At 69.4% G+C, this 25750-nt stretch carries 25 protein-coding genes; 8 read left to right on the top strand and 17 right to left on the bottom strand.

All coding sequences use genetic code 11. The features are described from left to right. Window positions 1-165 precede the first annotated feature (165 nt). From ACXIZN_RS29400 to ACXIZN_RS29410, 3 genes are read left to right on the top strand one after another with little or no spacing between them, the layout of a single operon-like run. On the top strand, window positions 166-702 hold the full coding sequence (locus tag ACXIZN_RS29400) for a hypothetical protein (RefSeq protein WP_457958274.1): 537 nt from the start codon (window positions 166-168) through the stop codon (window positions 700-702). Between the two features lie 31 nt (window positions 703-733). Beyond that, entirely contained in the window at window positions 734-1522 is a 789-nt protein-coding gene (locus tag ACXIZN_RS29405) for a hypothetical protein (protein WP_457958275.1), read from the top strand. A gap of 44 nt (window positions 1523-1566) precedes the next feature. After that, complete coding sequence (locus ACXIZN_RS29410) at window positions 1567-3012, top strand: aldehyde dehydrogenase family protein (RefSeq protein ID WP_457958276.1); 1446 nt, start codon at window positions 1567-1569, stop codon at window positions 3010-3012. Here the strand turns inward: ACXIZN_RS29410 and ACXIZN_RS29415 are convergent. The 4 genes from ACXIZN_RS29415 to ACXIZN_RS29430 are packed head-to-tail and all read right to left on the bottom strand — an operon-like array spanning window position 3009 to window position 7342. Continuing rightward, the gene (locus tag ACXIZN_RS29415; RefSeq protein WP_457958277.1) at window positions 3009-4451 is read right to left on the bottom strand and encodes an FAD-binding oxidoreductase; all 1443 of its coding nucleotides are present in this window, start codon (window positions 4449-4451) and stop codon (window positions 3009-3011) included. The two genes, ACXIZN_RS29410 and ACXIZN_RS29415, sit on opposite strands and share 4 nt — an antisense overlap. Window positions 4452-4488: 37 nt before the next feature. Continuing rightward, the gene (locus ACXIZN_RS29420; protein WP_126736626.1) at window positions 4489-5283 is read right to left on the bottom strand and encodes an ABC transporter ATP-binding protein; all 795 of its coding nucleotides are present in this window, start codon (window positions 5281-5283) and stop codon (window positions 4489-4491) included. Beyond that, window positions 5280-6338, bottom strand: a complete 1059-nt coding sequence (locus ACXIZN_RS29425) for a FecCD family ABC transporter permease (protein WP_457958278.1) — start codon at window positions 6336-6338, stop codon at window positions 5280-5282. Before ACXIZN_RS29425 ends, ACXIZN_RS29420 begins: the two co-directional genes overlap by 4 nt. Further along, the gene (locus ACXIZN_RS29430; protein ID WP_457958279.1) at window positions 6335-7342 is read right to left on the bottom strand and encodes a FecCD family ABC transporter permease; all 1008 of its coding nucleotides are present in this window, start codon (window positions 7340-7342) and stop codon (window positions 6335-6337) included. Before ACXIZN_RS29430 ends, ACXIZN_RS29425 begins: the two co-directional genes overlap by 4 nt. Before the next feature lie 53 nt (window positions 7343-7395). On the opposite strand from ACXIZN_RS29430, the gene ACXIZN_RS29435 reads away from it, so the two are divergent. Continuing rightward, entirely contained in the window at window positions 7396-8379 is a 984-nt protein-coding gene (locus ACXIZN_RS29435) for an ABC transporter substrate-binding protein (protein WP_457958280.1), read from the top strand. Window positions 8380-8398: 19 nt separating this feature from the next. On the opposite strand, the gene ACXIZN_RS29440 is transcribed toward ACXIZN_RS29435, so the two are convergent. Both ACXIZN_RS29440 and ACXIZN_RS29445 read right to left on the bottom strand, forming a co-directional pair. After that, window positions 8399-9121, bottom strand: coding sequence for a maleylpyruvate isomerase N-terminal domain-containing protein (locus ACXIZN_RS29440; protein WP_457958281.1), 723 nt, complete (start codon window positions 9119-9121; stop codon window positions 8399-8401). Window positions 9122-9130: 9 nt separating this feature from the next. Further along, window positions 9131-10837, bottom strand: a complete 1707-nt coding sequence (locus ACXIZN_RS29445; protein WP_457958282.1) for a GMC oxidoreductase — start codon at window positions 10835-10837, stop codon at window positions 9131-9133. 108 nt (window positions 10838-10945) lie between these two features. Here ACXIZN_RS29445 and ACXIZN_RS29450 point away from each other — a divergent pair, with 108 nt between their 5' ends. Continuing rightward, window positions 10946-11335, top strand: coding sequence for a hypothetical protein (locus ACXIZN_RS29450; RefSeq protein WP_457960629.1), 390 nt, complete (start codon window positions 10946-10948; stop codon window positions 11333-11335). A gap of 111 nt (window positions 11336-11446) precedes the next feature. On the opposite strand, the gene ACXIZN_RS29455 is transcribed toward ACXIZN_RS29450, so the two are convergent. The 3 genes from ACXIZN_RS29455 to guaB all read right to left on the bottom strand — a co-directional run bounded on the left by ACXIZN_RS29455 (window position 11447) and on the right by guaB (window position 14794). Next, complete coding sequence (locus ACXIZN_RS29455) at window positions 11447-12580, bottom strand: GuaB3 family IMP dehydrogenase-related protein (RefSeq protein ID WP_457958283.1); 1134 nt, start codon at window positions 12578-12580, stop codon at window positions 11447-11449. 150 nt (window positions 12581-12730) lie between these two features. Then, on the bottom strand, window positions 12731-13201 hold the full coding sequence (locus ACXIZN_RS29460) for a DUF3574 domain-containing protein (RefSeq protein WP_457958284.1): 471 nt from the start codon (window positions 13199-13201) through the stop codon (window positions 12731-12733). A gap of 81 nt (window positions 13202-13282) precedes the next feature. Next, entirely contained in the window at window positions 13283-14794 is a 1512-nt protein-coding gene (guaB, locus tag ACXIZN_RS29465) for an IMP dehydrogenase (RefSeq protein WP_457958285.1), read from the bottom strand. Between the two features lie 123 nt (window positions 14795-14917). Between guaB and ACXIZN_RS29470 the strand changes: the two genes are divergently transcribed. Beyond that, entirely contained in the window at window positions 14918-15304 is a 387-nt protein-coding gene (locus ACXIZN_RS29470; RefSeq protein WP_005166667.1) for a DUF5319 domain-containing protein, read from the top strand. Window positions 15305-15435: 131 nt separating this feature from the next. On the opposite strand, the gene ACXIZN_RS29475 is transcribed toward ACXIZN_RS29470, so the two are convergent. From ACXIZN_RS29475 to ACXIZN_RS29495, 5 genes are all read right to left on the bottom strand, one after another. Next, window positions 15436-16380, bottom strand: a complete 945-nt coding sequence (locus ACXIZN_RS29475) for an anti-sigma-D factor RsdA (RefSeq protein ID WP_185927339.1) — start codon at window positions 16378-16380, stop codon at window positions 15436-15438. Beyond that, window positions 16381-16953 (bottom strand): sigma-70 family RNA polymerase sigma factor, encoded by a 573-nt coding sequence (locus tag ACXIZN_RS29480; RefSeq protein ID WP_026467317.1) that lies wholly within the window; start codon window positions 16951-16953, stop codon window positions 16381-16383. A 380-nt stretch (window positions 16954-17333) separates the two neighbouring features. Further along, window positions 17334-17930 (bottom strand): response regulator transcription factor, encoded by a 597-nt coding sequence (locus ACXIZN_RS29485; RefSeq protein WP_003073605.1) that lies wholly within the window; start codon window positions 17928-17930, stop codon window positions 17334-17336. 140 nt (window positions 17931-18070) lie between these two features. Next, window positions 18071-18910 (bottom strand): hypothetical protein, encoded by an 840-nt coding sequence (locus tag ACXIZN_RS29490; protein ID WP_457958288.1) that lies wholly within the window; start codon window positions 18908-18910, stop codon window positions 18071-18073. Between the two features lie 9 nt (window positions 18911-18919). Beyond that, window positions 18920-19834: a MerR family transcriptional regulator gene (locus ACXIZN_RS29495; RefSeq protein ID WP_457960630.1), complete on the bottom strand. Its 915-nt coding sequence runs from the start codon at window positions 19832-19834 to the stop codon at window positions 18920-18922. A gap of 230 nt (window positions 19835-20064) precedes the next feature. Here ACXIZN_RS29495 and ACXIZN_RS29500 point away from each other — a divergent pair, with 230 nt between their 5' ends. Further along, on the top strand, window positions 20065-20385 hold the full coding sequence (locus tag ACXIZN_RS29500; RefSeq protein ID WP_073847344.1) for a WhiB family transcriptional regulator: 321 nt from the start codon (window positions 20065-20067) through the stop codon (window positions 20383-20385). A 451-nt stretch (window positions 20386-20836) separates the two neighbouring features. On the opposite strand, the gene groL is transcribed toward ACXIZN_RS29500, so the two are convergent. From groL to ACXIZN_RS29515, 3 genes are all read right to left on the bottom strand, one after another. Beyond that, on the bottom strand, window positions 20837-22450 hold the full coding sequence (groL, locus tag ACXIZN_RS29505; protein ID WP_340684716.1) for a chaperonin GroEL: 1614 nt from the start codon (window positions 22448-22450) through the stop codon (window positions 20837-20839). Window positions 22451-22550: 100 nt separating this feature from the next. Continuing rightward, window positions 22551-22844, bottom strand: a complete 294-nt coding sequence (gene groES / locus ACXIZN_RS29510) for a co-chaperone GroES (protein ID WP_009072407.1) — start codon at window positions 22842-22844, stop codon at window positions 22551-22553. 217 nt (window positions 22845-23061) lie between these two features. Then, window positions 23062-23700 carry an HAD family hydrolase gene (locus ACXIZN_RS29515; protein WP_457958291.1) on the bottom strand — a complete coding sequence of 213 codons (639 nt, stop codon included), beginning with the start codon at window positions 23698-23700 and terminating at the stop codon, window positions 23062-23064. Between the two features lie 141 nt (window positions 23701-23841). Between ACXIZN_RS29515 and ACXIZN_RS29520 the strand changes: the two genes are divergently transcribed. Continuing rightward, window positions 23842-25737 (top strand): N-acetylmuramoyl-L-alanine amidase, encoded by a 1896-nt coding sequence (locus ACXIZN_RS29520; RefSeq protein ID WP_457958293.1) that lies wholly within the window; start codon window positions 23842-23844, stop codon window positions 25735-25737. Window positions 25738-25750 lie beyond the last annotated feature (13 nt).

The following is a 25750-nucleotide window of genomic DNA, read 5'->3' on the forward strand; positions in this document are numbered from 1 at the left end:
TTCGGATGAAGCTCGCCGGAGGGATCCCGCGAAGCGACCGAAATAGCTAGCCTGGCTGCTCTAGGGGAGGTCTTTCACGCGGCATTTCACTGGGGTGAAACGGTGCCGCGTCGGTGAACAATGGCGTCCCCTTTCATATTTCTCGAAAAAGGGGGCAGGGAAATCGTGAGAAACCGTACACGTTTCTTCGTCGGTGCCGCGGCCGCGCTCTTGCTGACGGCGATACCGGTGTCGGAGGTGGCGGCGGCACCGGCCGTGTCCTACGCGGAGGCGGTCCCAGGGCTCGCGCCATCCGGTGCGACCGGCGGCGTCTACACCGACGAGAACGGCAGTGCGCTGATCGGCTGCACGCCCGAAACCGGGGTCGACAACCCTCACCGTTCCGGCACCGGTTTCGCGGTATCGGGTCACGGCTGGTGGAACAAAGGGAATTGCACCGGGGAAACCGCGACGGTGCAGACCTGCCTGTACGAGTACTACACGGACAACACCTGGCGCCGAAAGGCGTGTGGTGAGAACAGCGATCTCAAACCGGGTGGCGGCAGTGCCCGGCGAGTGCCCGCGCGACGGGATTGCGACACCGCGGACATGACGTCGTGGCGCAATCACGTGGACGTCGACGTAAACTGGGAAGTCGACAGCGGCGAGGTGCGCAATCGTCAGGCGGACGTGGCGTGCCGGGTCACCGGACCCGATCAGTGAGCTGACGCGATCGCGATCAGGCAGGGGAGAAGTGACGAACAACGGCGACGAAGCCCTCCCTGGCCTGGCACCGGGTGCCCGCGGGTTCGCGGGCACCCTGTTCGCGGCTCTCCACGGCGAGTTCACGCCACACCCGTGGCGCGCGCCGGGCACGGATCGAGACGCGTACCTGATCTTCTACGAGCGTTCGGTCGCGATGGGCTGGCTTCGCGAAGACGGCCCGGCGGGTTTGTGGGGGATGAACGACGCGGGTCGGGAACACCCGTCGGCCGACACTTCGCTCGCCGCGTGGTTCCAGGTGGAGGCCGAGCCGGTTCCGAGTGATCGGCCGCTGCCGGTTCAGCCGTTCCTGGGGTGCGCGGGTGACGCGGTCGCGCGCATGGGAGACCTGAGGTTGGACGCGGTTCAGGTTCTGCTGCCCGTCCAATGCCTCGACACGGCGCAGCGCCCGGAGCTCGCCCGGTCGCCCTCGCTGCTCACCAAAGCATGGTTCGACGACAGCGCACCAACGTCGAGGACACCTGTCCGGGTGACGCTGGACGGCGGGCGGTCCCCGGCCGTCCTGGCGGTCGCGGACCGGCTGGCCACGATCGATCAGGATGTGTTCGTGTGCGAGTCGTACGCGGACGGCCAGGCCGGCCTCAGGCCTCCGTTCGACGATGGCTTCTGGAACGGCCCGCCCCAGCACGCGATCACCTTCCACGGGACGCTCGCCGAGTGGACGCCGGACGCGGTCGGCTGGCTCGCCGGCCTCCTCGCCGACCTGAGCGCCCGGCACGACGTCGCCAGCCCGCTACTGTTCACCGCGAGCCGGGCGTAGCGCTCAAGGTGCTCGTCAAACCCTGACTGGAATACCTTGTCCCCATGGACATGATCACGCCGGAGCCGCGCCCCGCCTGGATCGCCGGACGCCCCGAGCAGGGCGCTTCGACGATCACCGTGCACCACCCTTATGACGGCAGCGAAGTCGCCACCGTCGCGGTGCCCGGCCCGGAGCAGGTCGAACGAGCCGTGAGCGCGGCGGCGAGCGTCGCGAAGGAGTTCCGGCGATCCTCGGCGCACAGCCGCGCCGCGGCGCTCGACCACGTTTCGCGGGTCATCGCCGGCCGGGCCGAGGAGATCGCCGAGGTCATCACCGCCGAGAACGGCAAGCCGCTCAAGTGGGCCGAGGCGGAGGTCCGGCGAGCGGTGTCGGTGTTCCGGATCGCGGCCGAAGAGGCCCGCCGGTTCAGTGGCGACCTGCAGCGCCTGGACACCGATCCGGCGGGCGAGGGCAGGCTGGCCCTCACCCGCCGGATCCCGCGCGGCCCGGTGCTCGGCATCGCGCCGTTCAACTTCCCGCTGAACCTGGTGGCGCACAAGGTCGCGCCGTCGCTCGCGGTCGGCGCCCCGATCATCGTCAAACCCGCGCCGCGCACGCCGCTGGCCGCGCTGATCCTCGGCGAGATCCTGGCCGAGACGGACCTGCCCGAGGGCGCGTTCTCGGTGCTGCCGCTCGGCAACGAGGAGACGTCGGCCCTGGTCGCCGATCCCCGGCTGCCGGTCGTCTCGTTCACCGGTTCGGGTCCGGTCGGTTGGTCGATCGCGGATGCCGCTCCGCGCAAGCACGTCGTACTCGAACTCGGCGGCAACGCGGCCGCCGTCGTGCTCCGCGACTGGCCGGATCCGGAAGGCACCGCGGAACGCATCGCGACCTTCGGCAACTACCAGGCCGGGCAGTCCTGCATCGCCGTGCAGCGGGTCATCGTCGAACGTGAGGTCGCCGAGGAATTCGTGCCCGCGCTGGTGGAAGCCGTGCGGGCACAGCGAACCGGCGACCCGTACGACAAGAACACCGACGTGGGACCGGTCGTCGACGAGGCCGCGGCAGAACGGATCGTCGCGTGGGTCGACGAGGCCGTCGCCGCGGGCGCGAAGATCCTCACCGGCGGCAAACGGGACGGCGCGACGGTGGAGCCGACCGTCCTCACCGACGTTCCACCGTCCACAAAGGCCTGGGCCGAGGAGATCTTCGGACCGGTGCTCGCGGTGTCCATTGTGGATGGAGTGGACGAGGCTTTCGCTTCGGTCAACGAATCCGCGTACGGTTTGCAGGCCGGGGTGTTCACCCGCGACGTGCATCTCGCCTTCTACGCGTCGACAGAACTCGAAGTCGGCGGCGTGATCATCGGCGACGTCCCGAGCTACCGCGCGGATCAGATGCCGTACGGCGGCGTCAAGGGATCGGGCGTCGGCAGGGAAGGCGTCCTCGCCGCGATGCAGGACCTCACCGAGGAACGGGTCACCGTCTTCACCGGCATCGACCTCTAGTCCGGGGTGACGGCCTGCGCGAACCCGAACACCTTGTCCGGGTCGTAGGTCTTCGCCACCTGCTTGAGGCGGGTGACGTTGCCGCCGTAGTAGGCCGTCATCCAGTCGGGCAGGGCGGGGTCGATGTAGTTGACGTAACCCCCGCCCAGCCCGAGACCCGACACCACCTCCGCGACGGAATCCGTTGCCGCGGAACGGTTGTTCACGTCCGCCTGGCTGTAGATCTGCACACTCCCGATCGCCTTCCGGTGCCAGAACGCGGTGGCGTCCGGCGCGATGTCGGCGACGGCACCGCCGAGGCCGTCGACCAGCAGGTCCATTCCTTGCCTGCCCTTGAGGATGGACGTCAGCTTCGCGGGCTCCACCGGTTCTTCGAGAATCCGCGATGAGGCCACAAAGGACTGACGACTCTCGCTGCCGGAGAAATACTTCATGGCACCGAGATAGTCGAGCTGCTTCACCGTCCGCGTCCCACCGACCTGGTTGAGCAACCGGGTAAGTGCAGCGGAATCGCCGACGTAGCAACCGGAAATCCGCACACCGACCGTCGATCCACCGGACAGCACGACATTCGCCCACAGCTCAGGCGGAGCTTCGGGAAGCCATCGCTGCCATTCGGCGACGACGTCGTTCGCACTGCCCGCCGGGAAACGCAGGGAGAACACCGAAACGGCCGACGGCGCTGGATCCGTGCGGAAGGTGAACGAGGTGACGACACCGAAGTTGCCGCCTCCCCCGCCGCGCAACGCCCAGAACAGCTCCGGCTCGGAATCCGCCGACACGGTCCGGAGTTCCCCGTCCGCCGTGACCACTCGCGCGGACACCAGATGGTCGCAGGTGAGACCGTATTTCCGCGCGAGCACACCGATTCCGCCGCCGAGCGTCAGCCCGGCGATCCCGACGCTGGGGCAGGAACCCGCGGGCAGGCAACGGCCCGCACGGCCGAGTGTCGCGTAGACGTCCTTCAGTTTCGCGCCGGCGCCGATCACGACCTGTTCACCTTGGACGTCCACTGAGGACATTCCACCGAGGTCGATCATCAAGCCACCGTCGGGAACCGAGTATCCGGCGTAGCTGTGGCCTCCGCTGCGCGGGGCGATGGGAACTCGTCTCGCGGCAGCGGAAACGGCAGCCTGCACGTCCTCGGGCTTGGCGCATTTCGCGATCGCGGCGGGCTTGAGCCCGTCGAAGGCCGGGTTGAACACGCGTTTGGCGCTGTCGTAGCCGGAATCCCCCGGCAAGAGCAGGGAAACCTTGTTCCGCAACGCCGCCCAGTCCGGCGGACCGGACGGCGGCGTGACGCCGGTGCTCGGCGGCAACGACGTTCCCGGCGCGGAGCTGGGCGCCTGGGCCGGCGGCGCGGCGGAACACGCCGTCGCGGCCACCCCGGCCGCTGTCGCACCGGCGAGTTTGAGGAAGTTCCTTCGCCCCAGCTTCATGTCCGTTAGACGCCCGTGGGGCGGGCAGGTTGCGGCCTTACCCCCGAAGGTGTGCGCTCACCGGCACGACCAAAGGGGTACCGGACACCGGATCCGCCATGACCTTCGCCGTCAGGCCGAAGATCTCTTCGAGAAGCGGCTCGGTGAGCACCTCGGCGGGCGGTCCCTGCGCGACGATCCGGCCGCCGCGCATCGCGACCAGCTTGTCGGCGTACCGGGCGGCGAGATTCAGATCGTGCAGCACCATCACCACGGTGGTGCCGCGTTCTTCGTGCAGCCGGTACACCAGGTCCAGCACGTCGATCTGGTGCGCCAGGTCGAGATACGTGATCGGCTCGTCCAGCAGGAGCAGGCCGGTCTCCTGCGCCAGCGTCATCGAGATCCACGCCCGCTGCCGCTGCCCGCCGGAGAGCTGGTCGACGACCCGGCCGGCGTGCTCCTCCATCCCGGTCAGCCGCAGCGCCCGCTCGATCGCCTCGTCGTCGGAGGAGGACCACTGCCGGTACCAGCTTTGATGCGGATGCCGCCCCCGCCGGACCAGGTCGGAGACGGTCAGCCCCTCGGGCGCGGACGGGGTCTGCGGCAGCAGGCCGATGATCTTGGCGACCTCGCGGGTCGGCAGCTTGTCGATCCGCTCGCCGTCGAGCAGCACCGCGCCCTGCCGTGGCTTGAGCAACCGCGCCAGCGCGCGCAGCAGGGTCGACTTGCCGCAGCCGTTGGGGCCGATGATCGCGGTGACGGTCCCGTCGAGGACGTCGAGGTCCAGCCCGGTCACGACCGGCGTTTCGCCGTAGCCGAGTTCCAATTCCCGGGCACGCAGTCTGGCGTTCACGCGCGCTCCTCCTTACGGCTGCGGATGAACAGGAAGATCAGATACGGCGCGCCGAGGATCGCCGTCAGCACGCCGACCGGGAGCCCGGACAGTCCGGGCGTCACGCGCACCACGAAATCCGCGCCGACGGTCAGCAGCGCGCCGAGGACCATCGAGCCGAACAGCGGCGGCTGCGCGGAACGGACCAGCCTCAAGGCGATCTGCGGGGTGGCCAGCGCGACGAAGGTGATCGGGCCCGCGGCCGCGGTGGCGACGGCGGCCAGGGCCGCGCCGAGCAGCAGCAGGGTCGCGCGGGCGCCGTCGACCCGGATACCGAGACCGCGCGCGGTGTCGTCGCCGAACTGCAGTCCGCCGATGGTGTGCCCGGCGACCAGCGTGATCGGCGCGAGCACGGCCAGCGCCAGCAGCACCGGGGCGACCGATTCCCAGCCGACGTCGGCGAGGCTGCCCACGATCCACGTCGTCGCCCGCGCGGCGTTGTCGACGTCTCCGATGGTCAGCATCCAGTACACGAGGTTGTAGCCGACGGCCGAAAGCGCGATGCCGATCAGCACGAGCCGGTAGCCGTCGATCCCGCGCCGCCACGAAAGCGCGTACAGCAGGATTCCCGCGATCACGCCGCCCGCCAGCCCGGCGAGCGGGACGCCCAGCGTGCTCGCCAGGCCGCTGACCTGGCCGCCGGTGCCGCCCGCGACGATCACGCCGACCGCGCCGACGCCCGCGCCCCAGGTGATGCCGAGGATGTCCGGGCTGGCCAGCGGGTTCCTGGCGATGGTCTGGAACAGCGCGCCGGACAGGCCGAGTGCCGCGCCGACGCCGATCGCGGTCAGGGTGCGCGGCATCCGCAGGTCGAAGATGATGCCGCGCTCCCGCGCGGTGCCGCCGCCGAACAGCGTCTTCAGGACGTCGCCGAGGCCGATGTGGGAGGTGCCGATACCGATGTTCAGCGCCGCGACCAGCACCAGCGCGACCGCCGCGAAGAGCACGACGGCGAGCGTCCTCGGCCGGACGGTCCAGGCCGCCGGGCCGAGCGAGATCACCTTGGGAGCCGTCATATCCGTGCCAGGCCCTTCTTGCGGACGAGGTGGACGAACACCGGCACGCCGAGCACCGCCAGCATGATGCCGACCTCCAGGTTGTCCGAGGCGACGACGCGGCCGAGCAGGTCCGCCGCCAGCAGCAGGATCGCGCCGAGCACGGCGGAGAACGGCACCAGCCACCGGTAGTCGGGCCCGCTGATCGCCCGCGCGAAATGCGGGACCAGCAGGCCGAGGAACGCGATCGGGCCGCAGGCGGCGACGGCCGCGCCGGTCAGCAGCGTGATCGCCGCGACCCCGAGCAGCCGCGTCCGGCCGACCCGCCGTCCGAGCGCGACGGCGACGTCGTCACCGAGCGCGAGCGTGTTCACGCCCGGGGTGTTGATCACCGCCAGGAGCAGGCCCGCCGCCACGAACGGGGCGATCTGGCCGATCATCGCGGGATCCCGGCCGGCGATCGAGCCGACGTGCCAGAACCGGTAGGTCTCCATCCCGCGGTCGTCGCCGAGCACGATCGCGGAGATGACGCCGTTGAGCAGGGCGCTCACCGCGGCCCCGGCCAGTGCGAGCGTCACAGGTGTGGCGCCGCGGCCACCGACCGCGCCGAGCAGGAAGACGACGGCGCTCGCGATCAGCGCGCCCGCGAAGCCGAACCAGATGAACGCGTACAGGTCGTCGATGCCCAGCACGACGACGGCGAGCACCACCGCGAACGCCGCGCCTTGGGTGACGCCGAGCAGGCCGGGATCCGCGAGCGGGTTACGGGTGTGTCCCTGCATGAGCGCCCCGGCCGCGCCGAGCGCGAGCCCCGCGAGGACACCGAGCACCGTGCGCGGCACCCGCAACGAACGGACGATCAGGTGATCCGGCACACCCGTGGGATGGAAGATCGCGTCCCACACGACACCCAAAGGGATCGAACGCGCACCGAGGGCGATGCTCGCGACGCAGATCACAGCCAGAAGGGTGACGAGCAGGGCGCCCGCTGTCGCCTTTCCAACACGAACTTCCACTGTGGACATCCGCCATCCTATGCTCCGGTTAGGAAAGCCTAACCGCACAGAAAGAGTGACCCATGACCCCACCCCGGCGCGCAGTCCTCACCCTCGCCGTGACCGCCTGCCTGGCACTCTCCGCATGCGGTGGCGCAGAACAGGAATCCGCTTCCACCGGCACCGGCCAAAGTGGATTCCCGCGGACCGTCGAACACGTGATGGGGTCGACCACGATCGACAAGCAGCCCACCACCGTCGCGGCGCTCGACTCCAGCTACGTCGACGCGGCACTGGCTCTCGAGACGAAGGTCGTGGCGTACACGAAGTACCGCAACTACGACAAGCTGCCGGACTACCTGGGCGATGACCGCAAGTTCGCCGAGGGCGCCAAGGAGATCGGCGCGCTCGAGAGCCCGGACATCGAGAAGCTGTACGACATCAAGCCGGAACTGATCGTGTCCGCGAAGGTGCGGCACGAAAAGTTCTACGCGGAGTTCAGCAAGGTCGCACCCACGGTGTTCAGCCAGACAACCGGGGCCACCTGGAAGGACAACATTCGGATGCTCGGCAAGGCGGTGGGCAAGGAAGCCTTGGCGGAGCAGAAGATCAAGGCCTACGAGGAGCGCGCCCGCAAGGTCGGCGACGCGGTCAAGGCGAAGCTCGGCAAACCGGTGACCGCCTCCGTGGTCCGCTTCATCGAAGGGGAGCCGACGGTGCGGCTCTACAGCACCGCGTCGTTCCCCGGGAGCGTGATGGCCGACGCCGGGATCCAGCGCCCCGCGGGCCAGCCGGACAACAAGGCGAAGATCTCCAACGACCTGAGCCAGGAAGAGATCGGGAAGCTCGACGCCGAGGCGATCTTCATCGCCAGCTACACCGATGAGACCAAGCAGGCCGAAAACCCGATGACGAAGTTCCAGTCGAACCCGCTTTGGGGAACCCTCAAGGGAAAGAAGATCGACGTCAACGACACCACCTGGTTCACCTCGGTGAGCCTGCAGGGCGCGCACGCCATGCTCGACGACATCGCCAAGCAGTTCGGCGTGGACGCGTTCCGCGCTTAGTCCTTTGTGGACCGCGCCGTCACAGCCAATGCGGCAGCGGCGGCGCGGTACCGTCCAAAGTGGATCCATCGCTACGGCCGGTGATCCACGCCAGGACGTCGCCCGGGGAGCCGGTCAGCTTGACCGGCTCTCCGGTGCCCATCCGCCACTCGTGCCGGGTCCCGTCTTCGCCGACGGCGACCAGCAGGACCGCGGGCAATTCGCCGCCGTACATGCCGATGGCGTTGCCGACAACGATCTCGAACTCGGCGCCGAGCAGCTCGGCGACGCGGGCGAAGTCGTAGCCGAGATCGAGGTCGGCCAGGTGGATCGCGGTCTCCGAGAGCCGGAGCCAGAGCACGAACTCGGCCGGGATCTCGCGTCCCTGCCGGGCGCGCACGCGGACCTGCCACGCGTCGTCCGGCAGGGTCGACGCGACGTCGACGAACCTCGCCGCGGACGCGACGACGTCTTCGGCGATCTCCCCGGCGGACCGGTACGCACCCTTCTCGATGTCGTCGTCCCTGGCCGCCTCACCGGCGTACATCGGGGTCTCGACCCCGGACTTCGCCCAGGTGAGGAGGTTGACCAGGCCATCGGCGTTGCGCGCGAGGTGGGACAACAGATGCGCTCGCGTCCAGCCGGGCAACCCGCTCGGGGCGTGCACGGCCTCCTCGTCGAGCCCGCGCGCCAGCCGCGCCCATTCCTCGTGCAGGGCGCGGACGCGGTTCAGCAGGACGTGTGCGCGTTCGGAGGCTGTCACCTCCTCAAGTTACCGCCGAAGTGCCGCCGGCGCGTCCGCCGGAACGGACGGGTTCTTCGGGGCGATCGGCTCGAGGCGCGCGTACGGCGAGTCCTGCGGCGGCCTGCTGTCCTGTTCGCCCTTGTTGGGCCAGAACGAGAAGGCCCGCTCGGCCTGCGCGGTGATGGTCAGCGAGGGGTTCACGCCCAGGTTGGCCGTGATCGCCGAGCCATCCACAATGGACAGACCAGGGTAGTTGAAGACGCGGTGGTACGGGTCGATCACGCCGTTGTCGGGCGCCGTGCCGATCGGGGCGCCACCGATGAAATGCGCCGTGAGCGGGATGTCGAAGATCTCGCCCCAGGTGCCGCCCGCCATGCCGCCGATACGCTCGGCGGTGCGGAGGTTGGCTTCGTGCCCGGCGGGGATGAAGCTCGGGTTCGGCTCGCCGTGGCCCTGCTTGGACGTGTACTTGCGGCGGCCGAAGAGCCCGCGTTTGGTGTACGTGGTGATGGAGTTGTCGAGGCTCTGCATCACCAGCAGGATCACGGTGCGCTCGCTCCAGCGGTAGCCGTTGAGCAGCTTCACGGTCTGGACGGGGTGCTTGAACATGAAGTTCACGGCCTGACGCCAGCGCGGGACCGCCGAATCGCCTTCGGTGGCGATGGTCTGGAGCAGGCTCATCGCGTTGCTGCCCTTGCCGTAGCGGACGGGCTCGATATGCGTGTTCTCGTCGGGATGGATCGACGACGTGATCGCGACGCCTCGGCTGAAGTTCCGCTCCTCGTCGACCGAGGTCCGGGCGGCGCCGATGATGGCCTCGGAGTTCGTGCGGGTCAACTCGCCGAGGCGCGGCGAGAGCTTCGGCAGCTTGGCGGTGTCGCGCATGCTGTGAAGCAGGTTCTGCGTGCCCCAAGTACCCGCTGCGAGCACCACCTGCGCGGCGGTGAGCTTGTGCCGGAACCTGCGCGAGGTGGTCCCGGTCTTCTTGATGCTCACCTCGTACCCACCTGCGTTTAGCGGGCTAATCGCGCTCACGGTGGTGAGCGGGATGACCTTCGCGCCGTCCTTCTCCGCGAGGTAGAGGTAGTTCTTGACCAGCGTGTTCTTGGCACCGACGCGGCAGCCGGTCATGCAGGCGCCGCATTCGGTGCAGCCGGTGCGCGCCGGGCCCGCGCCGCCGAAGTACGGGTCCTCCGCGCGCTCCCCCGGCTTGCCGAAGTACACGCCGACGGGCGTCGGATGGTACGACTCCGGCACGCCCATGTCCTCGGCGACGCCCTTCATGACCACGTCCGACGGCGTGACGCTCGGGTTGGTGACCACGCCCAGCATGCGGCTGGCCTGGTCATAGTGCGGGCCGAGCTCGGACTCCCAGTCGGTGATGTGGGACCACTGCGGGTCGACGTAGAACGGCTTCAGCGGGCGGTACAGCGTGTTCGCGTAGACCAGCGAGCCGCCACCGACGCCCGCGCCGGCGAGCACCATGACGTCCTTGAGCATGTGGATGCGCTGGATGCCGAAGCAGCCGACCTGCGGCGCCCAGACGTAGCGGCGAAGGTCCCAGGACGTCTTCGCGAACTCGTCGTCGGCGAAGCGGCGGCCCGCCTCGATGACGGCGACGCGGTAGCCCTTCTCGGTCAGGCGGAGGGCGGCGACACTGCCGCCGAACCCGGAGCCGACGACGATCACGTCGTAGTCGAAGTCGTCTTCAGTGGTGGTGTTACTCGCAGTCACACCCTCGACTGTAACCCCGGCCACCCCTTCTGACCAGAGGTAAGTTACTGGCCGGTTACCTTCCAGCCGGATGTACGAACGCGGCTGGGGCATCATCGACCGGTGGATATGGATGCCCTGGTGGCGATCGACCTGACGCGTGACGAGCGCACGGTACTGCGCTGTGGCCTGGCGGAATGGGGTGGACCGGCCGCGTGCACCGACGACCTCGCCGTCGCGATGGGCTTCAAGGACGTGCCCGATCTCTTCGAACAGGCGCGAAGGTTGCGCGCGGCGCTGGCCGACGAAGAACCGCTACGCGCCTCGGAATGGCGCAAGACCCTCGTCGCCACCGAAATCGTGTTCGCCAGCGACGTCTTCGGCTCCGGGATGGACTGGTCGACCACCACAGGCTTCGCGGACGACGAAACCCTCCCGATCCTGCGGGACCTCCAGCGGAAGATCGCCCGCGCCCTCGGCTCGGCCCACTACCGCCCGCGGCCACCGGAGCGCCTTTAGCGGGCTAAACGCGACACAGGAGGGACGCATGGGGCGGATGGGACTCCTGAGACGCCAAACGGCCCGGATCGCGTTTAGCGGGCTAAACGCGATCCGGGCCGGGAGCGAGCGTCAGCGGCGGACGGTCAGGCCCACCCGCTGGAACTCCTTCAGGTCCGAGTAGCCCGTCTTCGCCATCGCGCGGCGAAGCGCACCGAAGAGGTTCACGACGCCCTCGGCGTCCGAGGACGGCCCGAACAGCAGGGTCTTCAGGTCGACGGCGTAGTCCGGCCCCAGCGCCACGCGCGAACGCGGCAGCGACGGGTGCGCGGCCGCCGACGTCCAGTAGAGCCCCTGCCCCGGCGCATCGGACGACGCGGCCAGCGGCGCGCCCAGCATGACCGCGTCGGCACCGCAGGCGATGGCCTTGGCGATGTCGCCGGACGTGCTCATCCCGCCGTCGGCGAGCACGTGGACGTACCGGCCACCGGTCTCGTCGAGGTAGTCACGCCGCGCGGCCGCGGCGTCGACGATCGCGGTCGCCATGGGCGTCCCGATCCCCAGCACGCTGTCGGTGCTCGTCACACCGCGGCTGGCCCCGTGCCCGACGATGACGCCGGCCGCGCCGGTGCGCATCAGGTGCATCGCGGTGCGGTAGTCGCTGACGCCGCCCGCGATCACCGGGACGTCGAGCCGTCCGATGAAGTCCTTCAGGTCCAGCGGCTCGGCGTCACGCTGGACGTGCTCGGCCGAGATGATCGTGCCCTGCACGACGAGGATCTCGACGCCGGCCGCGAGCAGGTCCGGCGTCAGCTCCGCGGCGTGCTGCGGGCTGACCCGCGCGGCCACGGTCACCCCGGACTCGCGGACGGTCTTGATCGCCTCGGTCAGCAGGTCCAGCCGGATCGGGGCGGAGTGCAGTTCCTGCAGCTCACGCACGATCGCGGTCGGGTCTTCGGTGTCCTCGGCCGCCCGGACGAGGCGGAAGATCGCGTCCTCGACGTTCGGGTGCCGCGCCCACAGCCCTTCGGCGTTGAGGACGCCCAGCCCGCCGAGTTCGCCGACGGCCACCGCGGTTCCCGGCGACACGATCGCGTCGGTGGGGTGCGTGACCAGCGGCAGTTCGAACCGGTACGCGTCGATCTGCCAGGCGGTGGACACGACCGAAGACGACCGGGTGCGCCGCGACGGCACGATCTCCACGTCATCGAGGTCATACGCCCGCCGCGCGGTGCGGCCCATGCCGATCTCGACCAGATCCCGCACGTCAAGTCCCTTCTCACCGACGACCGTTACACCCCATTGTCGCTAGGCCGCGTGGGTGACCTGCGCACGGGGCACCCGAACCGGGCCGGAAGTCACACCAGCCCCGTTCGCCCCACCCGTTTCACGTTTAGCCCGCTAAAGGCGCTCGGGTCAGAAAGAGACCTTCTCCACGGAGTCGGTCCGGAGGACGGATTCCTGCGCGAAGGCCTTCTTGTAGTCGGTCCGGATCTCTTCGATCTCGCGGTTCGCGTCGCGGTCGCTGAACGGGTACACGACGACGATCACCTTCGATTTCTCCCGCGAGATCACGCCATCCGAACCGCGCCACTGGCCGCGTCCGGTCAACTCGGTGAACCCGTCCGGAAACCTCGGCGTGACGACCTTGTCGGTGAACGCGGCGAACTCGGCGTCGGTCAGCTCCCCACCGCCCGGCTTCGTGGTCCCGAAGTACAGCTCGGTGCGCTTCCACAGCTCACCCGGCGAGGCCTGAAGACCCGTGGCCTCGGGTGCGGAAGGCGCGGCGGAAGCGGTGGGGACGGCGGAAGCCGCCACCCCGCCGCCGAGCCCGAGGGCGGCGGCGGCGAAGACGGCGAGCGCGGTCCGGCGCGAGGTGAAAGACATCGGGTTCCTCCCAGGAGACTTGATCAGCGGGCCAAGTCTCCCGGGAACGGAACCGGATGGGTAAGTGTCCTAAGGGGCGGACTAACGGGTGGTGTAGTTCGGCGCCTCGACGGTCATCGTGATGTCGTGCGGGTGGCTCTCCTTGAGCCCGGCCGCGGTGATCCGCACCAGCTGCGCCTCCTGCAGCTCGGGGATCGTCGACGCGCCCGCGTAGCCCATACCCGACCGCAGCCCGCCCACCAGCTGATGGACGACGTTCGCCAACGGCCCGCGGAACGGGATCCGCCCCTCGATGCCCTCGGGGACCAGCTTGTCCTCGCTCAGCACGTCGTCCTGGGCGTAACGGTCCTTCGAGTAGGACTTCGCCTGCCCGCGCGACTGCATGGCGCCCAGCGAGCCCATACCGCGGTAGGTCTTGAACTGCTTGCCGTTGACCAGGATCAGGTCGCCGGGCGATTCGGCGGTTCCCGCGAGCAGGCTGCCGAGCATCACCGTGGACGCGCCGGACGCGATCGCCTTCGCGATGTCGCCCGAGTACTGGATGCCGCCGTCGCCGATCACCGGGATCCCGGCCGGACGCGCGGCCTGGTCGGCCTCGTAGATCGCGGAGATCTGCGGCACGCCGACGCCGGCGACGATGCGGGTGGTGCAGATCGAGCCGGGGCCGACACCGACCTTGATCCCGTCCGCGCCCGCGTCCACCAGCGCCTGCGCGCCGGCCCGGGTCGCGACGTTGCCGCCGACGATGTCGACGGTGTCGCCCAGTTCCTTCTTCAGCAGCGCGACGGTCTCGACGACGGCGCGGGAGTGCCCGTGCGCGGTGTCGACCATCAGGACGTCGACCCCGGCGTCGGCCAGCGCCATCGCCCGCTTGTGCCCGTCCGGGCCTACGCCGACGGCGGCACCGACGATCAGGCGGCCGTTGGTGTCCTTGGAGGCGTTGGGGTACTGCTCGGTCTTGACGAAGTCCTTGACCGTGATCAGCCCGCGCAGCTTGCCCGCACCGTCGACGATCGGCAGCTTCTCGATCTTGTGGCGGCGCAGCAGCCCGAGCGCGGCCTCCGCGGTGACGCCGACCTGCGCGGTGACCAGCGGCGGCTTCGTCATCACCTCGTGCACCGCGCGGGTGTGGTCGACCTCGAACCGCATGTCGCGGTTGGTGATGATGCCCACCAGCGTCCCGGCGGCGTCCGTGACCGGCACACCGGAGATCCGGAACCGCGCGCACAGGGCGTCGACCTCGGCGAGGGTGTCCTCGGGCGAGCACGTGACCGGGTCGGTCACCATGCCCGCTTCCGAGCGCTTCACGACCTCGACGGCGGCGGCCTGGTCGTCGATCGGCAGGTTGCGCTGCAGCACGCCCATTCCGCCCTGGCGCGCCATCGCGATCGCCATCCGGCCTTCGGTGACCGTGTCCATGGCGGCGGAGACCAGCGGGATGTTCAGGGTGACGTTGCGGGTGAGCCGGGTGCGGGTGCTGACCGCACTGGGCACCACATCGGACTCGGCCGGCAGCAGCAGCACGTCGTCGAAGGTCAGCCCGAGCATGGCGAACTTGCTCGGGACGGGGGCGGTGACGCTGTCGCTGGTCATAGCAGGCGAAGGGCCTTCCTAGCGGTGATGTACGTGTCGCTGTAGCGACGCGAGGGCCTGCCCCTCATGATATCCGGGCCGGGCGGCCGCCCGGCCCGGGTGGGCGCCCGGTAGCGTGCAGGCGTGCCGCAAGATGCGTTGCCCCCAGACCCGTTCGCGGATGACCCGGACGACCCGGCCCGCGCGTTCATCGACGACGCCGACCGGCTCGACGAGCCGATCAGCGACGAAGAACGCACCGAGTTGCTGGCCGATCTCTCCGATCTCGCCGTCTACCAGGCGCTCCTCGAACCGCGCGGGGTGCGCGGGATCGTGGTCGACTGCGGTGAATGCGACGAACCCCACTACCACGACTGGCATCTGCTGCGCGCCAGTCTCGAGCAGTTGCTCGCCGACGGCCGCATGCGGCCGCACGAGCCCGCGTTCGACCCGAACCCCGGGGACTACGTGAGCTGGGACTACTGCCGCGGCTTCGCGGACGGTGTCACAGCCAACGAAAGCGCCTACTGATCGCGTTTAGCCCGCTAAAGGCGATCGCCTTTAGCGGGCTAAACGCGATTTGAGACAACGAAGGGCCTGGTGAAGACAACGAAGGGCCTGGTGAGAGGGATCTCACCAGGCCCTTCGGCGTTCGAGGGGTGTTACTGCGTCGTCTCGACCGCGCCGGGAGCCTGCGCTCCGGCGCCCGGCGACGGCTCGTTACGCGAACCACCGGGGTCGTTGCCCGAGGCCGGCGGCGTCGTGGACGTCGTGGGCGGTGGCGGCTCACTGGTCGTGGTCGGCGGAGTCGGCGAGGGAGTCGTCGTGCCCGGCAGACTCGTGCCGGGGTTACCGCCTCCGGGCAGCGACGTCGGCGGAGCGGTCGGCTGCGGAGTGGGCTGCGGTGTGGTCGCGACCGGGGTCTGCGTCGGCTGCTGCTGATCCGGCGGCAAGGGCTGCACGGGGTTCTGCAGCTGAGCACTCAACTGGCGGTGCTGCTCGAGCAGTTGATCGCGGTTCTCTTCGTCGGTCACCTGGCTCAGCGCGGCCTGGGCCTCGTCGAGCGCCTTGCGGGCGTCGTCGAGGCGCCCGCCGGCGAGCGCGAGGTTGGCCTTCTCGAGATCGAGTTTGGCCGCCGCGGCGGCCTCGACCGACCGGGCATGGTCGGCGTAAAGCACCTTGGTCAGGCCCCAGAGCGTGTCACCAGGCTGCGCGTCCTTCGCGGCGAGACCGGTACCGGCGAAGGCGATGGCCAGGACGGCCGCGGCGGCGGCCACCGGGACCAGCAGCCGGCGTCTTCCCCCGTGTTTGCGGGCGAGCGCGGCGGTCTTCACGGTGACGACGGCGGTGTCGACGTCGACGAGTTCCGCGAGCGGCTCGCTGTCGATGTCACGCCGCCAGGCCAGCAGCAGCGCGTTGAGCTCTTGATCGCCGAGGTCGTCGGCCATCTTCGGATCCGAGCCACCGAGAGCGTCGAGCAGCGCGTCGTCGGCCTGGACGGCCGACAGATCAGCTGCGAACTCGGCTTCCGAGGGCGTCAGCCCTCTTTCGAAGGCCGTCAGTTCACGATCGGTCCCAGGGGAGAACCGATGGTCGCGATCGGTCACTCAGATCACCTCCTCAGCGGCCAGAACCTTACGTAGGCGCGCGAGGGCGCGATGCTGGGCCACCCGGACGGCGCCGGGGGTGGACCCCACGGCCTCTGCCGTCTCCTCGGCGGACAATCCCACGACAACCCGCAGGACCACGATCTCACGCTGTTTGTCGGGAAGGACGCGCAGCAGCTGCGACATGCGCTCGTTCAGCTCGCCTTGAAGGGCACGCTGTTCGGGACCGACGCCACCCTCGACCTCGTCGGGGACTTCGGCGACCGGTTCGGCGCGGTTACGGGCCGCGGCGCGATGCGCGTCGGCCACCTTGTGCTGGGCGATCCCGTAGACGAAGGCCAGGAACGGGCGGCCCTGATCACGGTACGAAGGCAATGCCGTGAGCACCGCGAGACACACCTCCTGAGCAACGTCGTCTGCGGAAGCGAACGAACGCTCCTGCCTGCCAACCCGAGCGCGGCAGTACCGCACTACCAAAGGACGGATGGCCGCCAGCAACCGCTCGACCGCTTGAGGATCACCCTCAACAGCAGCGGCGACCGGCTCATCCAGTCCGTCCCCCACATTGGCCATCGCAGACAACAGTCCCAGTGTTACGTATAGGCGTGCAAAGAGTCCGGCGTGTGATTTCGGAATCCACTACCCGGTGACAGCTACCGTACCGCTCGGGCTCGCCGCCTTCGTTGACGGCCGTCATCGGCGCGCCGACTGCCGGCGAGCGCGCTGAACCCGGATCTTCCTGGTCCCTTTCGCTCGTGGCCGAAATCCGACGAGCCGGAACACAGTGGGGTACGACGGTCCGCCCGGAGGCGGACTCGCTCGGGCCAGGGTGCCCGAGCGGTGAACACAAAAGCGCGAAGCGTGACAGGGAACACAGGTACGGGCCAGGGGTACACCCCCGGCCCGTTCGTCACCCGTTGTGCGATCTCGCCGTTGAAATCAAGAAAGCGTTGTCAGGAAACAAGCCCACGGCGGAATCCGTGGGCGACCGCCTGAGCGCGGTCTCGCACGCCGAGCTTGCGGAACAAGCGGCGCGCGTGGGTCTTCACGGTGTCTTCGGACAGATACAGCTCGCGGCCGATCTGCCCGTTGCTCTTGCCCTGGCTCATCCCGCGAAGCACCTGAAGCTCTCGCTCGGTGAGCTGGACGCCGGGGTCGGACGGCTGACGCGGCGCCGGCACCGAGGTGCTGGCGAGCGTGTGCGCCAGTGCGGCGACCAGCTCGGGACGCGAGGCGTCCCAGCGCAGGTAGCCGCGGGCTCCGCCGGCGATGGCGGCGGCGATGCTGCCCGCGTCGTCCGGGGCGCCGAACACGATCACGTTCGCTTGGGGGTTCGCCGAGACGAGCCGCCGGGTGGCTTCGACGCCGGTCGGGACGGCGCGCTGGGTACCGACCAGCACGACGTCGACCGGCTGACGGGAGTACCGGGCCAGCAGCTCGTCACCGTGCGCTACGCAGTCGATGCGACTGACCCCTGGGACCGCGGACATCACTCGAGTGAGCCCTTCGCGGACACTGCGTCGGTCGTCGCAGATCAAGACCGTCGTCACGGGGTTTCCTTCCTGCAGCCGGGTGACATTCCACTTCCCCTATCGGACGCTTTAGCCCGAACCTTGACACGATCCGGTGGCTTTTTTTGAAAGTTCTTAGCCCGGTTGCCGGAATGGGCCCTCCAACAGGCTAGACGCCATCAGAGCGGTACCCACGGAGATTCCCGGGCGAGCCACCTCCCGCAAGGATCCGCATGCCGTAACACTGCGTGCAACACTTCCGCCCCTCTGAATCGATACTCATCGGCGTGTCCTGCCCCGAAGTCCGCCTCGACCAGGCACGCCACCCACAGAAGTGAATTGAATTCGTATTTTTCGGCGGTTTCGCGCGCGCTCTCGACCAGCGCTTTCGCGCGCTCCCGCTCAGCGGAACCGGCATTCGCGATCGTCACGGCGAGTACAAGCTGTGATTTGACGACGTGCCGGCAGGCACCCCTGGCGCGCGCGGTTTCCCACGCCATTTCCGCAGGTGCGATCGCCGCGGCGGAAATGTTACTGGCCAGTTCGATTTCCGCGCCGACCCAGCCCGCCCTCGTCCGGGTCCGCCAGTCGCCGGTGTGCGCGCCCGCACGGGCGAGCAATCTCCGGGCGGCGGGGAGCCTGCCGCGCCCCAGATTGTCCGCCGCGAGGCCGAGGAGGGCGTCCGCCCGCGCCCCCTCGGCGTCCAGACCGTCGGGGTCGGGTTCGCTTCGCGGCTCCGTGATCACCCGCGCGAGCGCCTCGCCGTCGAGGACGAGGGCCGCCGCGTGCCCGCCCAGCTGCCGCCGATGCGAGGCCAGCGTGCTCGCGGCCAGCGACGCGACCACCGGATCCCTGCCCGTGCGCAGATCGTTCAGCAGCGTGGCCGCCGCCGCGTACCGGCCGCGGGCGCCGAGCCCGATCGCGGCGAGCAACCGTCCGCGAGGCGACGCGGGCACCGCGAAGGAGCTCGGCGGCGGCAGGCCGTCACCGAACGCGGCGGACCGCAAGGACGATTCCATGCGTCCTTTCTATCGCCTCGCACCGACAAGAACGTGCTCTATCCGGTCTGCGGCGGTCGTGAGTTCGCCGAGCAGTTCGATCTTGTCCGGGAGGGTGGCGGGATCCCAGCCGGGGCCGCACGCGAAGAGCCTGCTGCGCTGACGGCCGCGGGACACCCTGGCGAACAGGCGGGGGTCCGCCGTCGCGCGCCGTCCCGACCACAGCACGACCGCCGCCGGGACGCTGCGGCGTACGGTCACGGCGAGCACTTCGGCCGGCAGGGACGCTCCGAACAGCTGGGCGCCGATCCGGCGTCCCGCCAGCGCCGCGGCGAGCGCGTACATAGGCAGATTGTCGCGCTCGTCCGGGACGCAGGTCAGCAGGACCGGGCGCTGGTTACGCGGTTCGCGCAGCACCGGCGTCGCGCGGACGAGGGCGGCGTACACGCATTCGGCGAGCAGATACTCGACCTCCGCGCCGGCGCTGACACCGCGCCAGCGCGCGCCGAGCGCTGTCAGGACCGGCGAGACGACTCCGGTCCAGGCGGGCAGGACGCCGAGTTCGCGGATCGTGTCGGCGAGCATGCGCTGGACCGCGCCGAAGTCCATCGCGAGCGCGGCCGTGCTCAAGCGCCTGGCGAGACGGGACGGGACGTCGTGATCGTCGGCGGGCGGCGCCGCGGCCTGCTCCTCCACCTGGACCACGACGGCTTCCGGCGACTCCGTCGCCGTCCGGGGCATTTGCTCCAGCGCGTACTTGGCCGCTTCAGCCGTCGAAGCGCCGCGAAGCAGCGCGCGCTGCATCAGTTCGAGGCGGCCGATGTCGGAGCTGCCGTAGCGACGGTGACGGCCGTTGGTGTGGCGGCTCGGTCCTACGCCGTATCTGCGGTCCCAGGTGCGCAGGGTGGACGGCGCGACCCCGAGCCGACGAGCGACCGAGGCCACCGGCAGGGTGGGTTCTTCACTGCTGATCCGAGATCCCACTCGACCCAATATCCAGGCAGCCCGGGACGGCGGCAACCGGAACGGAAAGTACCGCTCACACATCCGGGGGATGCCTAACGGCTGAATCGTCTTGAATCTCTTGAACAAGTATTGGCGCGCTTCTAACGTTACCGCCGTTGCACCGAATGGAGTATCCGCAGCGCAGCAGAGCAGGTAAACGCTTCGACCGGATGACGGAGGCGGTCAGGATGGCGGACACACGCAGGCTCCCGGGGCCCAACGCGGATGTATGGGACTGGCAGCTCGAAGGGTCGTGCCGAGGCATGGACAGCGCGTCCTTCTTTCACCCTGACGGCGAGCGCGGGCCGGCCAGAGCCCGCCGCGAGGCGAGGGCCAAAGCCGTGTGCCTGGCCTGCCCGGTACTGGCCATGTGCCGGAACCACGCGCTCGCCGTGCACGAGCCGTACGGGATCTGGGGCGGGCTGTCGGAATCGGAACGCGAGCACATCATCAAGGCGGACAAGCGCCAATTGAGCATGTCGAACGGCTGATCCGGCCGAGTCGGCGACGCGGAAGGGCGGCATCCGGGTGGGGTGCCGCCCTTCCGCGTCTCCGGCGCCGGATCGCGATTAGGGGGCTAAACGCAGGTCGGCGGACGTGGGCACCCGCGCCACCCGGATCGCGATTAGCCCGCGAAACGCAGGTCCNGGGGGGCGGGGGGGGGGGGGCCCCCCCCCCCCGCGTCTCCGGCGCCGGATCGCGATTAGGGGGCTAAACGCAGGTCGGCGGACGTGGGCACCCGCGCCACCCGGATCGCGATTAGCCCGCGAAACGCAGGTCCGCCCGGCCGCCGCTCCCCGATCACCGGATCGCGATTAGCCCGCGAAACGCAGGTCCGCGGCAGATCGCGATTAGGGGGCTAAACGCAGGTCGGCGAGCGGTCGGGCGCAGCAAAACGGGGCGGCACTCCGGATGGAGTACCGCCCCGCTTCAGGGGTGGAACTAGTGCGCGTGGCCGTGACCGGCCGCGGCGGGCTCCTCCTCGACCGGCTTCTCGACGATGGAGCTCTCCGTCGTGAGCACGAGCCGGGCGATGGAAGCGGCGTTCGCCACCGCGGACCGGGTCACCTTGACCGGGTCGACGATGCCGGCGGCCAGCAGGTCGGTGAGCTCACCGGTGGCGGCGTTGAAGCCGTGCCCCCAGCTCTGCTCCTGGACCTTGTTCACGATGACCGCGCCCTCGTGGCCAGCGTTGGTCGCGATCCAGAACAGCGGGGCGGACAGCGCGTCGCGGACGATGCGGACACCGGTCGCTTCGTCGCCCTCGAGGCCGAGGCCGCCGTCGAGCTCCTTGACCGCGTGCACCAGCGCCGAACCACCGCCGGGCAGGATCCCCTCTTCGACGGCCGCCTTGGTCGAAGCCACGGCGTCCTCGATGCGGTGCTTGCGCTCGTTCAGCTCGGTCTCGGTGGCCGCGCCGACCTTGATCACCGCGACACCGCCGCCGAGCTTCGCCAGCCGCTCCTGCAGCTTCTCGCGGTCCCAGTCGGAGTCGGTGTTCTCGATCTCCTTGCGGATCTGCGCGACGCGCGCGGCGATGTCGTCCTTGGTGCCGGCACCGTCGACGAGCGTGGTGTCGTCCTTGGTGACGACGATCCGGCGCGCGTTGCCCAGCTGGGCCAGCGTGGTCTCGGACAGCTTGTGCCCGATCTCGGCCGAGATGACCTCGCCGCCGGTGACGACCGCGAGGTCGTCCAGGAACGCCTTGCGGCGGTCACCGAAGAACGGCGCCTTGACCGCGACGGCGGTGATCGTCTTACGCAGCGAGTTCACGACGAGGGTCGACAGCGCTTCGCCGTCGACGTCCTCGGCGATGATCAGCAGCGGCTTCTTGGCCTCGACGACCTTCTCCAGCACCGGGAGCAGGTCGGCCAGGGCCGAGATCTTCTCGCGGACGAGCAGGATGTAGGCGTCCTCGAGGATCGCCTTCTGCTCCTCCGGGTTGGTCGCGAAGTGCGCCGACAGGAAACCCTTGTCGAACTGCACACCCTCGGTGATCACGAGCTCGGTCGCCAGCGTGGACGACTCCTCGATCGTGATGACACCGTCTTCGCCGACCCGCTCGACGGCCTCGCCGAGCAGGGCGCCGATGGCCGCGTCACGCGAGGTGACGGTGCCGACCTGGGCGATGTTGTCGCGACCCTTGACCGGGGTCGCCTTCTCCTTGAGGACCGCGATGACCTTCTCCGCGGCGGCCTCGATACCGCGGCCGACGGCGGTCGGGTTGGCGCCGGCGGCGACGTTGCGCAGGCCGACCTTCACCAGCGACTGCGCGAGCACGGTCGCGGTCGTGGTGCCGTCACCGGCGACGTCGTTGGTCTTGGTGGCGACGCTCTTGGCGAGCTGGGCGCCGAGGTTCTCGAACGCGTCGTCGAGCTCGATCTCACGAGCGACGGTGACGCCGTCGAGGGTGATGGTCGGGCCACCGAACTTCTTGTCGAGCACGACGTGGCGACCGCGCGGGCCGAGGGTGACCTTGACCGCGTCGGCGAGCTTGTTCACCCCGCGCTCGAGCGCGCGACGAGCGTCCTCGTCGAAACTGATCTGCTTGGGCATGGCCTGTTCCGCTTACCTTCCAGTTCTAAAGCACGGAAAACACGAACGCCCCGTCCCCCGGCAATGCGGGGCCCGGGGCGTCATGCGCTGAGAGCGGACGTCAGTTGATGACGGCCAGCACGTCGCGAGCGGAAAGGATCAAGTAGTCCTCACCGTTGTACTTCACTTCGGTGCCGCCGTACTTGGAGTAGATGACGACGTCGCCGACAGCCACGTCCAGCGGAACGCGGTTGCCCTTGTCGTCGATGCGGCCCGGGCCCACGGCCAGAACCTTGCCCTCCTGGGGCTTCTCCTTGGCGGTGTCGGGGATGACGAGGCCGGAAGCGGTCGTCTCCTCGGCCTCACTCGTCTGGACAACGATCTTGTCCTCGAGCGGCTTGATGTTCACGCTCACCGGGTTGACCTCCACGGTCGTCGAAAGCGTTGGCAGGATTAGTTACGGCTCCTACCACCCCCGCCGTCGCGGGTGCCGGGGCGTGTTCGGGCCGTGCAATTAGCACTCTAGCCATGTGAGTGCCAGCTTCGCAAGGAGGGTCCGCTCACCCCGGCAAATCTCCCCTGCCGAGCCTCTGACCGGCGGTTTTGCTCCGCCCGGCACCACCGGATCGCGATTAGCCCGCTAAACGCAAGTCCGCGAGGTCGGTCACCAGGGCATCGGGGTCCAGGGCCGCGAGGGCTCGGCGCTGGGCGGGTGTCTTCGCCAGGGCGATCGAAGCGACACCGGCGGCGCGGGCGGCCAGGATGTCCGCGGCCGAGTCGCCGACCATGACGCACTGGGCCGGCGAGGTGCCGAGAGCCTTGACCGCGGCGTCGAGGAGCGCCGGCTGTGGCTTCAGCCTCTCGGGGTCGCTCGTCGTCCGCGCGCTGATCCCGCGAACGAGCTCGGCGAGGTCGTGCAGTCCCAGGAAGGCCCGGATCGCGTCGACGGAGTTGTTGCTGACGATCGTCACCGTGAATCCCTGCGCACGCCAATCGCGGAGCACGTCCGCGACACCGGGCGACGGCGAGATCTGCGCGACGGCCTCGCCTTCGAAGCGGCTGAGCTGCCGCTCGACGACATGTGCGGTGTTCGGACCGCACGACGCCGCGAATCGGAGCACGTCGAACGGATCGGACGAGTCGATCACCTCGGGCTCGATGAGGCGTTTGAGCCGGTCCGCGACCTCGCTCGCCGGAAGCCTCGCGAACACGTCGCACACCGGCCCGTCGAAGTCGAGGAAGACGTGGTCCTTCTCCTGCAGGAGCTCCATCCCTCCACCTTGCCACCGACCTGCGTTTAGCCCCCTAATCGCGATCTGGAGGGACCTTACGGACGAAGCCGGTTTCTGGTTAGGTTCCGACCATTGGGGTCGGTCCTGTTCAGCAGACCTAGTCACTGGGGGTATACGCCCATGCCGCGTCCCTTCCGTCCCGTAACCCTCGAGCCGCTCCGGCGCCGGTCCAAACGGACCGCCGGGCTCGCGGTCCTCGCCCTCGCCGCCGGTCTCCTCGCCGCGGTCCCCGCCGAAGCCGCCCCCGCGGACCAGCAGCGTCAGCGGGACTTCGCGGCCGCCGCGCGGGAATTCGGCGTCCCGGAGAACGTCCTGCTCGGCGTCTCGTTCCTGGAGTCGCGCTGGGATTTCAACGCCGGCACCCCGAGCACGTCCGCTGGGTACGGCCCGATGCACCTGACCGACCTGCGCGAAGCGGGCACGGGCACGCATCACGACGAAGGCGAGGAGGACCCGCGCGGCGACGACGCCCGCCCGGCGAAACTCCCGGCGACCCCGGCGCCGAAGCCTTCCCCACCCGGCCTCCAGACGATCGACGAAGCGGCCACGCTGATCAGCCAGGACGTCGCGACGCTGCGCACGAACACCACCCAGAACATCCGCGGTGGCGCCGCCCTCCTGGCGAAGTACCAGCGCGAGACCGGCGACTGGCGGGCCGCCGTCGCGCGCTACAGCGGCGCGAAGGACGCGGAGGGAGCGCAGTCCTTCGCCGACGAAGTCTTCGACACCATCTCCAAGGGCGTCAGCCGCAGGACCGACGACGGCCAGAACGTCACCCTCGCCGCGTCACCGGTGAGCCCGGCGCGCGCACAGGCCGAAGACCCGAAGATCGAGTGCCCGAAGAAGCTCTCGTGCCTTTCGGTGCCGGCGCCGTACCAGGAGCTGCCGGACAACGACTACGGCAACCACGACAAGGCGGACCGGCCGAAGAGCCAGAAGGTCGAATACATCATCATCCACGACACCGAGGGCTACTGGGACACGGCGATGGACCTTGTCACCGACCCGACGTACGTGAGCTGGCACTACACGATCCGCTCGTCCGACGGCCAGATCGCGCAGCACGTGCCGACCAAGGACGTCGCCTGGCACGCGGGCAACTGGTACGTCAACGCGAAGTCCGTCGGCATCGAGCACGAGGGCTTCGCCGCGAAGGGCACTTGGTACACGGAGGCGATGTACCGCACCTCCGCGAAGCTCGTCGGCTACCTCGCGCGGAAGTACGACATCCCGCTCGACCGCGCGCACATCCTCGGCCACGACAACGTTCCCGGCACGCTCCCCTCGACGATCCGGGGCATGCACTGGGATCCGGGCCCGTACTGGGACTGGGCGCACTATTTCGAGCTGATGGGCGCGCCGCTCTCCGGTTTCGGCCGTCCCGGCTCACCGCTGGTGACCATCACTCCGGACTTCGCCACGAACCAGCCCGCCTTCACTGGCTGCGAGTCCGCCGGAAAGCCTTGCCCGGCAAGGGGTTCCGGTTCGGTCGTGCTGCGCAGCGAGCCGAGCGACTCGGCGCCACTGCTCAAGGACATCGGCCTGCGCCCGGACGGTTCGGCGAGCACGATGGCCGTTTCCGACATCGGCAGCCGGGCGGAGACCGGCCAGCGTTACGTGGTCGCCGAGCGGCGTGACGGCTGGACGGCGATCTGGTACCTCGGCCAGAAGGGCTGGTTCCGCGACCAGCGCACGACGAGCCCGGCGTTCGGCCTGGTCGTCACGCCGAAGCCGGGACTGGCGACCGTGCCGGTGTTCGGGCGCGCATATCCCGAAGCCGAGGCCTACCCGGCGAACGTGCCGGTGCAGCAGGTCGTCCCGCTGCCGTACACGTTCTCGGCCGGGCAGCGGTACTCCGCCGGCAACGTGCTCGGCTCCGAGTACTACTCGGCCACGACGTTCGACCCGGCGAACCACGTGGTCGTCAAGGGCAAGACGAAGTACGTGCAGATCCAGTTCGGACACCGCATCGCCTTCGTGAAGGCGGACGACGTCCGGATCCTGCCCGCGCTCTGAGACCGTCCCCGGG

The organism is Amycolatopsis sp. TRM77291 (genome assembly GCF_054166285.1).

Bases quoted from the DNA above. Each gene is read 5' to 3' on its own strand.
- ACXIZN_RS29410 (WP_457958276.1), top strand. From the start codon at position 1,567: ATGGACATGATCACGCCGGAGCCGCGCCCCGCCTGGATCGCCGGACGC.
- ACXIZN_RS29415 (WP_457958277.1), bottom strand. From the start codon at position 4,451: ATGAAGCTGGGGCGAAGGAACTTCCTCAAACTCGCCGGTGCGACAGCG.
- ACXIZN_RS29425 (WP_457958278.1), bottom strand. From the start codon at position 6,338: ATGACGGCTCCCAAGGTGATCTCGCTCGGCCCGGCGGCCTGGACCGTC.
- ACXIZN_RS29430 (WP_457958279.1), bottom strand. From the start codon at position 7,342: ATGTCCACAGTGGAAGTTCGTGTTGGAAAGGCGACAGCGGGCGCCCTG.
- ACXIZN_RS29435 (WP_457958280.1), top strand. From the start codon at position 7,396: ATGACCCCACCCCGGCGCGCAGTCCTCACCCTCGCCGTGACCGCCTGC.
- ACXIZN_RS29450 (WP_457960629.1), top strand. From the start codon at position 10,946: ATGGATGCCCTGGTGGCGATCGACCTGACGCGTGACGAGCGCACGGTA.
- ACXIZN_RS29460 (WP_457958284.1), bottom strand. From the start codon at position 13,201: ATGTCTTTCACCTCGCGCCGGACCGCGCTCGCCGTCTTCGCCGCCGCC.
- guaB (WP_457958285.1), bottom strand. From the start codon at position 14,794: ATGACCAGCGACAGCGTCACCGCCCCCGTCCCGAGCAAGTTCGCCATG.
- ACXIZN_RS29480 (WP_026467317.1), bottom strand. From the start codon at position 16,953: ATGGCCAATGTGGGGGACGGACTGGATGAGCCGGTCGCCGCTGCTGTT.
- ACXIZN_RS29490 (WP_457958288.1), bottom strand. From the start codon at position 18,910: ATGGAATCGTCCTTGCGGTCCGCCGCGTTCGGTGACGGCCTGCCGCCG.
- ACXIZN_RS29500 (WP_073847344.1), top strand. From the start codon at position 20,065: ATGACGGAGGCGGTCAGGATGGCGGACACACGCAGGCTCCCGGGGCCC.
- groL (WP_340684716.1), bottom strand. From the start codon at position 22,450: ATGCCCAAGCAGATCAGTTTCGACGAGGACGCTCGTCGCGCGCTCGAG.
- ACXIZN_RS29515 (WP_457958291.1), bottom strand. From the start codon at position 23,700: ATGGAGCTCCTGCAGGAGAAGGACCACGTCTTCCTCGACTTCGACGGG.
- ACXIZN_RS29520 (WP_457958293.1), top strand. From the start codon at position 23,842: ATGCCGCGTCCCTTCCGTCCCGTAACCCTCGAGCCGCTCCGGCGCCGG.